An 11,033-nucleotide genomic window follows, 5' to 3' on the forward strand; every position below is an offset into this window, starting at 1 on the left:
AGCTCTTACCTTTATACGATGCGTATCGTTGATGCGTATCGTATAAAGGTCTTTTTATCTTACATGAAGGTCAGCCATCCGGCTGCCGATCATTAGTAACGCTGCGGAGCAGCTTTTTTCCCCAAATCCGTCATGTATGTGAAAAATGCTTCCGGATCTGTATCATACACCAGTTGTACCGGACGTCCGTCCGCTTGCTCCACCGTGCGGCCTTGACTCGGGCCATCTGGAATGACGATACAATTCACGGTTTTTTTCTTCACGATGTCCTCGCGGCCTACGGAAGCCGTAGTCAGCACATCCCACAGATAATACGTGGAGTTGGTCTCACTGTACACCAGTGGCGGACATCCTGCATAACAGTTCCCCAGGAAATCCACGCCTTCGAAGCGGCGTTCTGCTGCCCAGCGGTTACGGACTGCGGGTGTAAGAGGTACTTTGTTTGTGCTTTCGAGTGCGACCAGATCAATCTGGATGCCGCTCTGCCATACGCGATAAGCCGCTTCCGGGTCCCAGAATACGTTCCATTCCGCCGTACCGTCATGCTCCGGCTCTTCTACGTTTCCGCGTTCGAATGTACCGCCCATCCATACCAGCTTGTCGATTTTCTCTTCGATGTCCGGTGCTTCGTCCAGCGCACGCGCGAGGTCCGTCAGCGGGCCTGTGAACAACAACAGCGTTTTGCCTTCGGTATTGCGTACTTTCTCAATCAGATGCTGATGCGCAGGAATAGCCGAGAGCGGTGCTTCCATTTTGCCGGATTCATTCAGAACAGGCAGTGCATCTACATAGAATGAGTGCAGTCTCCATGCAGCTGGAAACGGGTTTTTGCCTCTGGAATTGGATTTAGCCACTTCGATAGAATACGTCCCGAAACGATCGATAATTTTACGGCTCGCATCGGTTGCCGGCTCCAAATACCCGTCTGCCGGAATAACCGATACACCGGTTACGTTTACATTGTCCATTTGCAGAAGCATAAACAGCGATACGAGATCATCCACGCCGCCGTCATGATTGAAATACACATTCAGTTTGTTCGTCATGCTTGCTTTCATCCTTCCTCTGGTTACCCCATTGATGTGAACTTGTCCGTCTGCCCAAGGCCGACGCTTCTTCTATTATGTCCCATAACCCTAAGCCGAGTAAACCTTCCGCACCCAAAGAATCCCGTATCCGCAACATACCCTGAGCATTTTTACCAGCTTATCCATTCCATCTCAGGCATACAAACCTCAGGCTCCCGCCTCTGGTAAAAAGAAAGATGGACCACGGGCATCGAGCCCCGCCGTCCATCTGGCCCTCCTCCTGAATTACAGGGATCGGGTTGGTTTCTTCTCTTGCTTCTCGGCAATCTCCGTATACTTGCCTGGCCAAAACGCCCATTTGCCCAGCAACGCTGTAATCGCTGGCACCATGAACGGACGAACCAGGAACGTATCGAGCATTACGCCTACCGCAGTGATGATCCCGAACTGCACCAGCACCTGAATCGGCAAGGTTGCCAGAACGGCGAACGTACCCGCCAGAATCAGACCTGCAGAGGTAATGACCGAACCCGTCTCGCCTACCCCTTCCCTAATCGCCTGACGGAGCGGCATTATTTTGCGTTTCTGCCAGATGCTTGAGATCATGAAGATGTTATAATCCTCGCCGAGTGCCACGAGGAAGACAAAGGAATACAGCGGAATCGCTCCCTGAATCGCTTCTGCTCCCAGACCATAGTGGATAATGATCCAACCCAGACCAAGTGCAGAGAAATACGACAGGACCACCGTTACAATCAAGTATGCTGTCGCAACGATGGAGCGAAGATAGAGTAGCAGTAAGAGTGTAATCATACCGATCACGACCGGAATAATAATCTTCGCATCTCGCTCTCCGGCGACTTCGATATCATATTGTTCAGCTGTCTGTCCATCGATCCACACTTGTTGATCCACGTTAGTAACTCCGGCATCTTTCAATGCCGCTTCCGCCGCAGCTCGCAAATCCGGAATATGCTGCATCGCTTCAATCGAGTAAGGATTGAGATTGAACTCTACGTTATACGCCGTAATGTTGGCATTCTCCGCGCCTTGCTGCGGGTCACCCACCTTGCTGATATAATCCAGTGATTCGAGACGTTGCTTCAGATCCGTCTCTTTGCCCCCGGCATCCACGATCACTTTAACCGGAGCGAGCTCTCCTTGCGAAAATTGCTCCCCAATGACCTTGAAGCCTTCGCGGGAAGGTACATTTTCCGGGAAGGAAGATAACAAGTCGTACGTAAATTTCACTTGGGTTGAAAAAGCAGCCAGTCCACCGAGCAACACGACCGTAATGGCCAAAACCGTCCAAGGTTTGGTCGTTACAATTCGTCCGATCCAGCTTTCACGGACTTTACGCGGAGCCGGAGCCGGTTTGCCTTTTTTCTTCGCCCGCTCCACTTCCATCTCGTGAGTACGTGGAACGAACGGATAGAACGATCCCCGTCCGAAGATGGCCAGTAGCGCCGGAACCAGCGTCAGACTTGCAATAAACATGATGAAGATGGACAAACTGAATGGTACGGCAAAACGATGATATGCACCGTATTCAGCTAACAGCAATACGAGTAGAGCTGCGACTACCGTAAATCCACTCATTGCAATCGCGCCGGATGAACCGGTGATGGCTTGGAAGATCGCTTTCTTTTTATCCGGCTCATGATAGAGAATTTGACGGTATCTGGAGATCATGAACAGACAATAATCCGTACCTGCTCCAAAGAGCAATACGGTCATGATGGAGATGGACTGTGCATCTACTGTGATCCAGCCTTGATCTGCCATAAATCCGAGAATCGGACTGGTCACCATATAGGCGAAGCCTACGGCAATAATCGGAATGACCGCTAGCACCGGTGAACGGTAGATCAGCAAGAGCAACACGAGTACAAGCACGACAGTTGCGATGAGCAGAGAGACATCGGCGGATGAGAACAATCCGCTTGCATCAATGGATATGCCCACAGGTCCGGTTACGCGTGCAATCAACTTGCCTTGGTTATCGATAGCCGTATCAAACGGGTTCATGCCGAAGATGGCTTTTGTTTTTTCCTCTAATCCTTCAATGCCTGCCTTCAGTTGCTCTGAATCGGCATCTTTGTTGAAAAACAGCGGCATGACGATGGTGCTTCCGTCTTCCGACAGCTGACCTTTAATAACCTGTGGTGGTAACTGATACAATGGTATAACGGACTGTTGCTGTTCCACGGGGTCTTGATCCAATCGCTCGGTTAACGCCTGAATCTGCTGGATCTGATCCTCTGTGAGTCCAGCAGGGTTACGCCAGACGATTAGCGCAGGTAAGCCCTCGCCGCCAGGGAATTCCTTTTTCGCCAAGGCTGCGGCCTGTACGGACGGTTTCGAATCACTTAAATCTCGTGCGTTGTTGGTCTCACGCTGGTTTACTGCCGGCCATACTAAACCAAGCACAACGGCAATAATAATCCATACGAGCAACGTAACCCATTTACTTCGTTTGCCCGCTACGAAGCGGCCATAACCTGAACCTTCCTGCATGGTCTATTCATCTCCCTAGTTTTGTTGAAATCCATATAAGTTGAACAGAAAGATGGTTTGCACAGACACTTCGATGACAGAATAACCTTCCAATCGCTGTTATCGCCAGATTTTTTTGATTCCTTTTATGAAGGGAAAAATTCGGTGATAAAGGCGAACGCTCCGCTTTTTCAGGTTTTTTCTGTCCTCTCCGTTCCAGTGCAAAGTAAATAGTTCAACTCATACGAGAAATCTTTTTATCAAAAACAGCTTTTAAATTAATGTCATGGTATGGAAATGAACCATGGGTCATAATATAATCGAGTTAATTATATATACCGGAAGGTTAATTATGCAATCCCTAATTTTTTGAAAAGTCACAATACGTTATTTTATCCGTAAATGAGGTCGAGTATGATGAACAAAAAAACAAGAAAAGAAGTACGTCCGACGCGTGCTCCAGGCAGACCAAAAGCAGGTGCAGATCAAGCTTCCGCCTACAATAACATCCTAATGACGGCCTCACGGCTGTTTATGGAATACGGGTACGAAGCCGTTTCCCTTCAGCAAATCGCTTCGTTATGTCAGGTGACCAAGGCGTCGATCTATTATCATTTTTCGAGCAAACCGGAACTGTTCACCATAGCCATTACCCGTATGATGGCGATGGGCATGCAACAGACAACACTGCGACTTGAAGAACCCGGCACATTGCACGAACGGTTGGTCAACGTGGCGGCTGCCAAGATGCAACAGTCTCATGTGGATACGGAAACGATGATGCGTGAAGCCGAAACGTATCTGAATGCCGACCAGCTTGCTCAGATCCGGGATGCGGAAAATCGTATCTTCGAAGTTCTCGCTACACATTTCCAGCGGGAAATGGATCATGGGTATCTGAGAGAGGGCAATCCCCTGCTGCTTGCTCAGGCCTTCACCTCCCTGCTGATGCTCGCCAATCGTGAGGAAGTGCGTCGTATGCACGATACGATTGCCGAACTAGCCGAGGAACTTGTGGGACTCTTTTTGAACGGAGCAGTTAATAACTAAAAAACACAAAAACCGGGGAGGTTATTCCTCCGCCCCGGTCAGAAAATGCAGATGACCCGCCAGCACCGACAACTCGGCGGGTGTCTCCATGTACAATTCGCCATCCGTATCGGCTGGCATCGGTACACCTGTTTTTATTTTCAGCGTAGATGCCTTGAAATAGGAAATACTCTCGTTCCGGGGCTGCCATTCTCCCTCTGGCTTATGTGAAAGCACCTCACGCAGAAGTGGAATGCCTGTCTCATGAATAATAAGCACATCCAGCTGGCCGTCCTGCAACGCATCCGGAGCAAAAGGTAACGCATTCGTGCCCAGAAAACGTCCGTTGGCCGCATAGATCATCACAGCTTTGCCTGTCGTCCGCTCTCCATCGATCTCTAGCTCATACTGAAATGGCTCGGAACGGGTTATCGTCTGGATTGTGCTGATGAAATAACTGACTTTGCCGAGCGTACTTTTTAAACTCTCGTTAATGTTCTGTGAAGCCTCACTGATGAGCCCTATTCCGAAAAAGTTTGTGAACACCCGATCATCTGCTCGTCCTACATCCACCGAGATAACTCGACCTGCCAGCATCTCTTGTGCCGCTGTCTCCGCATCCGGGGGAATCCCAAGTGATCGTGCAAAATCATTACATGTACCGCCTGGAAGTACGCCGATCTGTGGAGGGTTTTGCAAGGATGCCAGCCCGTTCACACACTCATGCACCGTACCGTCGCCGCCCAGAATAAACACCACATCGAACTCTTCCCCGCGCTTCCGGCACAGCTTCTCTCCTTCACCCGGTTCATCCGTCCGTACCACGACCAATTCATGAATGGCTGGAGCCAGTATGCCGGTCACCAGACCTATCGTGTTTTCCCGATTCGCTTTCCCCGAATGAAGGTGATGTATTAACAAGGCTTTATTCCATTCCATGCTGCTTTCCTCCATTCTAATGCTTGTTTCCCTTTACCCAAAAAGGTTGAAACGATAAACAAGGTCGCCGCTCAAGATACTTTAGAGATTCGTGAACCATGGTTGTGCAGGCGTGACTTCATAGAGAGGGAGCGACATGCGGAATATGCATCGTTTTTGTTGTTCATGCGTAATACCGGATAGCTGTACAGGACAGGCTACTATCAATTCACTATAAGCAACAGGAGCTGTATGTATAATTGTATAAAAATATAGCTTCCGATCTATCTTTAACCACAGGATTATCATCTTCTTTTCCCATCTCCGGTCTTATAGCCATTACCTGATATAACCGGATGTATGCATGAGAAAAAAGGTTCCTCCGCAACCTATGAGATATAGGCAACAACTTCGCGGGAGCAACCCATTCAATTCACTTCAAAACGGTTATATGTACACTATACACGAATGGAGGAATTCCCTATGATTCCAGCTACAATGGAACAATTAGAGCAAGTGCGCAAAGAATGCCGTACGATGGTTCGCAAAAGAGCAACCGCTTCAGCCGGCTCCACGCTCGTACCGCTTCCCGGTACAGATGTTATCGCCGACGTGGGCATGCTGATGCAGCTGTTACCTGCTATTAACAATAAATTTGGATTATCGCAAAAACAGCTCGACGGCATGGACCCTGAGACGAAGTCCATGATTTACGGATTTGTCATGTCGATCGGGAGTAAAATCATCGGCCGTATGGTCACGAAGGAACTGGTCGTTCAGGTGCTCAAACGAGTAGGTATTCGAGTCGCAACCAAATCGGTTGCAAAGTTTGTTCCGTTTGCAGGTCAAGGTCTCGCCGCCGCTCTCAGCTTCACTGCCATGCGGTATGTGGGCAACAAACACATCGACGACTGTTATGAAGTGGTTAAACGTATGATTGAACAGCGTGAAAACACTGATGATCATTCGAATTGCTCTAGTGAACAGTTCCTCTGAAAAGAATTCGTGAGCCGTTCTCCCACTTAGGCATTCACTGAAGATCCATGAAAAGAGTTCACTAGTTAAACTAAACTAGAATCCATTCCTCGGATGCAGATGTATTAACTGATTCATATTGCTCCTGGCAGCAACTCGAATGAACTACACTAATCCGGCAATAAGCCTTTTATCTATTCAGTCTCAGCAGGTATCGTACTTCATATTAGAATCCGTCAGGAAAGCTAGTCTTTGCTTAATGTATCTAATATATCACTTAGCTCTTTATTCTGAACTTTATACCGATAGGTATCTTTACCAATCTTGGTAAGATACGTGTCGTTTGAAGTGTATTGAACTCTGATTTCCGATTGATTCTGAAACTTAAAAGCAATTCCAAATATCACGCTTCCCTCAGTATTGTTTACATTAGTTACATCGCCAGTGGTAAGAGAATTAAGATGTTTTATAATTTCTGTTTTGGTATTTTCATCTAGATGTACTTGCTCCGATCCAATGTTAACTTGCTTATCTGTTCTCGTGTAAGTCGATTTAGTAGCTTGAGTACTAAGGATATCTTTTTTTAAAATGTTTAATGGCAAACCTTCGATTTCTGAATCAGACTGCTGTGTTAATGTTGCAATATATATTATAAGGCATACAATAATCAAGGCAAAAATAGGGATCATTTTTCTAAATTTCAAAATGTAGACCTCCTTTAGAATACGAATTATTCAACCCATATTTTAATATCAATTTACTACATTTTCTTTTTTAAACTGTATATTGAGAAAATGAAAGGAGATAGCTGCTTGTTTATGCAGCTATCTCTAGCGTAAAATGAGAAGTGTATTGGGTATTTTACAGTGGATTAGTTTCCTCTACAGGCCATTTGTAAATCTTACGGAATTGGTTGGACGATAAATTGTACTTCCTACTTTCACATCGGCTGAGTCACTGTAAAGTAATGATGTTATTTTACCACGTTGCACATCATCCCGGTTGATCTGAGTTGTTTGATGTTCTGCACCTAATACTGTGACACCTGATGTTGAATCTGAACTCCAAGATGCCGTTGAAGAAGTTCTTGTTGGAGTTACGGAATAACTCGGTGGCCATCCAATTGTCAATGTACTTGAAGCATTGCTGACATTAACAGTCACACTTTGAAGCAACTTTATATACGAGGGATTGTTTGAACCAGTCCAGCTTGCACTTTGCCCACCCCAAGTTTTGTCATAAACGTTGCTATTGTTTGCAAAACCCTTACCTGCATTATATTTTGCCCAAGTGTAGCCCATAGCGCTTCGATTTGCACTACTATAACCATATTCATTACCATAAAAATCATAACCTGTTTTGTTAACAGTAACCGTGGCTTGTTGCACCGTACCTTTTTCCATATAATTATTCAAAATTTCAAATGCTCGTCTTTTTTCATCAGGAGTTTTAGCACCCTTAACTTCATAAATTTTCTTACCATTCTCTTCAAATACAGATAACTCAGCTTGCTGAGAATCAGATAATGTAGCAGTTCTTTGTTGATCATTTAAAGAAATCTGAATTGTGGTAATGAGCCTCTTCTCCTTGTTAACATTACTCCCTTCAGCAGCGGACGCACTCCCTGTAAAAATGGATAATAGTAATCCCACGGATAACAAAACAGATGCTGTTTTCTTCAAATAGATCATTCCTTTCAGATTTTTTCACCTCCCACTTTAGCTATTAAAAACTGAAAATGTTATTCTACTTTCTAATAACATTTTCAAATACCCACACCCCATAAAAGGTAGATCTCAGATCAATGTTTCCTTTATCAGACGCATAACTAAATAATCCATTTCCAACAAAACATGATATATAAGTCTTTGAAATGAGACTGTAAAGTTTTTCGTCTTCTATAATTTCATTAAATTGATCAGGATTTATTTCACGAATAGCCCTAAGGGTAAAATATAAAAACTCTAATTCATCCTGTTCAAGATTTCCAAGGTTATTGAGACTACTGGTCAAAGATTGAACTGCTTTATTAAGATCTCTACTTCCTTCTTCTCCTAACTTACTCAGTATTAGAGATCCATAGCTTTCAATTTGGACACTTGAATAATTTGCATCTTCTTTTAACGCCTTCTTCACGCTGTTTTCTACATTCTTTTTTATTTTTTGTTTTAAATCCGTGTTGATTTCTACCTTAGAATCAATAAGTATCTCAAGATACGAGTATATTTCTATTAAAGTATTGATATCACTCTCATCAGTGTATGAACTAACAACTGCATTCAACAAATACTTAATATGTTCAAAATCTTGAGGACTTAAACTAGTTCTATCATTCTTAAATTTTAAAACCCAATAATAGGGATGGTCTCTTTCATTTAAATCTTTAAGATATTTATCAACATTTTTCAAAGTGTCAAAATTCAACATGTCAGATATCTCGGATATATAATAAGTGGACACTATGTCACTATTTATCGTATCAATTGGTATGAAATATCCACTCTCCAATTCGAAACGTTTAAGAAATGACTCTATTTCTAATACTTCATTCTTCAAAGTGTCTTTTAACTCATGTTTAAGTATCGAAGCAGCAAGATAAGTAGAGAGAGCATTAGACTTCTCCCCAATATAAAGACTGTAGCCACCATCTTCATTTTTATATCTATTTAATATCTGTTTGACTTTTTCTGAGGATAACCCCGTTTTTTCATCTATCTCTTTAGATAAAAACAGCAAAGTAGATAAATTCAACAATGGTAAAGTATCTGAATTAGAAGTTAAATCTTGTTTCATTAGCTTTAACATTCCTTTTATCTTTCCTTTTAGAGCATCTTCTATTTCAAAATTAAATAGCTTCGATATCTCAACTAAATTTTTTATATTCTCCATTTTATCAATTGTATATGATCCTGAATCTACTTCTTTGCGAAATGAATTCTTATACCAAGACTCAACATAATTAAAATCGTATGATGATTTTATTTTCTGTAAAGAATATAGAGCCATATAGGTTGCGAGATAATCGACATTATTTTTATTGTTTTCGAGATCCCCTTTATCCTGCGAGAAAGTGCCATCTGATTTTCTCAATTCCAAAATCTGATTCTCAATCATTTTGGAAAACTCCTCATTTTTGTTTAGATCTCCAACTAGCGAACAATAATAAAATATATCTGATAAGGAGGCATTGTCTACATTGAAGAGATTCAGATCTAAACTTTCCCCATCTAAAATCCCCTTATTTTGATACCTAAGCACTTCAAATGTTTTATCGGCGTAATATGTACTATACAAATCAACTAAATTTTTAGCTTCTTCTGTTAAATAACCATAACCTCCATCTTCAGTTTCCATTAATTTAATCTTTTCCTCTAATCCTCCAAACTCTAGTTCTTCCTTATCCATTTTAATGTGTTCTAAGTTAACTATATTTTTCTGCTTATCAAGTTTCGTATTCATCCAAACTGTATAGAAGATACTTATAACGACAACTATGCCAGTTACAAATAAATATTTTCCTTTTTTTAGTTTCAAAAGAGTTCACCCTCACTTTCAATCTCTAGAAACAAATACTTTCCTTCCACTTGCCTTTGTGCTTCCAAAAACAAGTTCTACGATCTCTTTATTATCTAATTCGGGATATTTTTCAATTAAAAGTGTTATTTGACCTGTCAGAATCGCAGCTGCGAAAGACGTACCACTAACAACAACATAATCATCATCGCTCTTAGAACTTGTCGTGATAACTCGTTCACCAGGAACATAAAAATCTGGTTTTCTAGATTCTATTCCATTAATTTTGGTACTTGAAAACAACGAAATATTTGATTCTGTAATTCCATAGAGTCTATTTGGAGTATAATTCAGACTGCCTGCAGTCAATACTTCATCATACCTTCCTGGAATAGTGATTTCGCTGTCAGTTTCACCTCTATTTCCAGCGGAACCTACCAAAATAATCTCTTCTAAAAATAACCGATTTATCAATTCCTCTAATACGAAATTATGAAAAGAATAATCTTCAAAACCAAATGACATGTTAACCACTCTTATTTGATATTTCTCTTTATTTTCAACAATCCAATTCACAGCTTTCGTTAACGCTACCAAATCTAGTTCACCATAGTGGTTAAACACTTTTAACATACAGATTTGTGTAGATGGATTCACACCCAAATAATTTCCATTAGACTTATAACCGTTCCCAGCTATTATCCCGCTCACTTCAGTTCCATGACCATAATCATCATATTTCTCGTCCAAGTCATTTACAAAATCTTTAAAAATGGTTATTGAGTCTGAAAGGTCTCTATGATCTGTAACACCAGTATCTAGAACAACTACCGTAAAATCTTTATTATAGCCACTAATATCCTTCAAACCGCTGTATTTTGATAACTCGTTTGCAGAATAACCCACTAATTCAGTTTTGAAGAGTTCACCTTGAGAGAAAACAATAGATACCATAAGTAGAATAGCAATTGTAGTTTTTTTTATAAATCCCATTTAATCACCACAATTTCATTATATACCCAATAAATATAACAGCATATAGTACTTTTTTGTCAATTAAAAATACATTATTGT

Annotated in this window: 9 protein-coding genes; 2 read left to right on the top strand and 7 right to left on the bottom strand. The window is 42.3% G+C overall.

Going from position 1 to position 11,033, the window contains the following annotated elements:
• Positions 1-92: 92 nt before the first annotated feature.
• Positions 93-1,046, bottom strand: a complete 954-nt coding sequence (locus tag Q9R46_RS18235; protein ID WP_090924098.1) for a nucleoside hydrolase — start codon at positions 1,044-1,046, stop codon at positions 93-95.
• Positions 1,047-1,313: 267 nt separating this feature from the next.
• Positions 1,314-3,545, bottom strand: coding sequence for an MMPL family transporter (locus Q9R46_RS18240; RefSeq protein WP_311281204.1), 2,232 nt, complete (start codon positions 3,543-3,545; stop codon positions 1,314-1,316).
• 393 nt (positions 3,546-3,938) lie between these two features.
• Between Q9R46_RS18240 and Q9R46_RS18245 the strand changes: the two genes are divergently transcribed.
• On the top strand, positions 3,939-4,574 hold the full coding sequence (locus Q9R46_RS18245) for a TetR/AcrR family transcriptional regulator (protein WP_311281205.1): 636 nt from the start codon (positions 3,939-3,941) through the stop codon (positions 4,572-4,574).
• A gap of 21 nt (positions 4,575-4,595) precedes the next feature.
• On the opposite strand, the gene Q9R46_RS18250 is transcribed toward Q9R46_RS18245, so the two are convergent.
• Positions 4,596-5,492 carry a diacylglycerol/lipid kinase family protein gene (locus Q9R46_RS18250; RefSeq protein ID WP_311281206.1) on the bottom strand — a complete coding sequence of 299 codons (897 nt, stop codon included), beginning with the start codon at positions 5,490-5,492 and terminating at the stop codon, positions 4,596-4,598.
• Positions 5,493-5,954: 462 nt separating this feature from the next.
• Here Q9R46_RS18250 and Q9R46_RS18255 point away from each other — a divergent pair, with 462 nt between their 5' ends.
• Positions 5,955-6,467, top strand: coding sequence for a hypothetical protein (locus Q9R46_RS18255; protein ID WP_311281207.1), 513 nt, complete (start codon positions 5,955-5,957; stop codon positions 6,465-6,467).
• Between the two features lie 224 nt (positions 6,468-6,691).
• Here Q9R46_RS18255 and Q9R46_RS18260 read toward each other — a convergent pair whose 3' ends face one another.
• The 4 genes from Q9R46_RS18260 to Q9R46_RS18275 all read right to left on the bottom strand — a co-directional run bounded on the left by Q9R46_RS18260 (position 6,692) and on the right by Q9R46_RS18275 (position 10,952).
• Positions 6,692-7,150, bottom strand: coding sequence for a hypothetical protein (locus Q9R46_RS18260; RefSeq protein ID WP_311281208.1), 459 nt, complete (start codon positions 7,148-7,150; stop codon positions 6,692-6,694).
• Between the two features lie 177 nt (positions 7,151-7,327).
• Positions 7,328-8,128, bottom strand: a complete 801-nt coding sequence (locus tag Q9R46_RS18265) for a hypothetical protein (protein ID WP_311281209.1) — start codon at positions 8,126-8,128, stop codon at positions 7,328-7,330.
• Positions 8,129-8,192: 64 nt separating this feature from the next.
• Positions 8,193-9,980 (bottom strand): prenyltransferase/squalene oxidase repeat-containing protein, encoded by a 1,788-nt coding sequence (locus Q9R46_RS18270; RefSeq protein ID WP_311281210.1) that lies wholly within the window; start codon positions 9,978-9,980, stop codon positions 8,193-8,195.
• Positions 9,981-9,998: 18 nt separating this feature from the next.
• Positions 9,999-10,952: a S8 family serine peptidase gene (locus Q9R46_RS18275; RefSeq protein ID WP_311281211.1), complete on the bottom strand. Its 954-nt coding sequence runs from the start codon at positions 10,950-10,952 to the stop codon at positions 9,999-10,001.
• Positions 10,953-11,033 lie beyond the last annotated feature (81 nt).

This window comes from Paenibacillus sp. RRE4, assembly GCF_031844205.1.
GTDB lineage: Bacteria > Bacillota > Bacilli > Paenibacillales > Paenibacillaceae > Paenibacillus > Paenibacillus xylanexedens_B.

Coding starts and splice junctions, on each gene's coding strand:
- Q9R46_RS18235 (WP_090924098.1), bottom strand. CDS start 1,046: ATGACGAACAAACTGAATGTGTATTTCAATCATGACGGCGGCGTGGAT.
- Q9R46_RS18240 (WP_311281204.1), bottom strand. CDS start 3,545: ATGCAGGAAGGTTCAGGTTATGGCCGCTTCGTAGCGGGCAAACGAAGT.
- Q9R46_RS18245 (WP_311281205.1), top strand. CDS start 3,939: ATGATGAACAAAAAAACAAGAAAAGAAGTACGTCCGACGCGTGCTCCA.
- Q9R46_RS18250 (WP_311281206.1), bottom strand. CDS start 5,492: ATGGAATGGAATAAAGCCTTGTTAATACATCACCTTCATTCGGGGAAA.
- Q9R46_RS18255 (WP_311281207.1), top strand. CDS start 5,955: ATGATTCCAGCTACAATGGAACAATTAGAGCAAGTGCGCAAAGAATGC.
- Q9R46_RS18275 (WP_311281211.1), bottom strand. CDS start 10,952: ATGGGATTTATAAAAAAAACTACAATTGCTATTCTACTTATGGTATCT.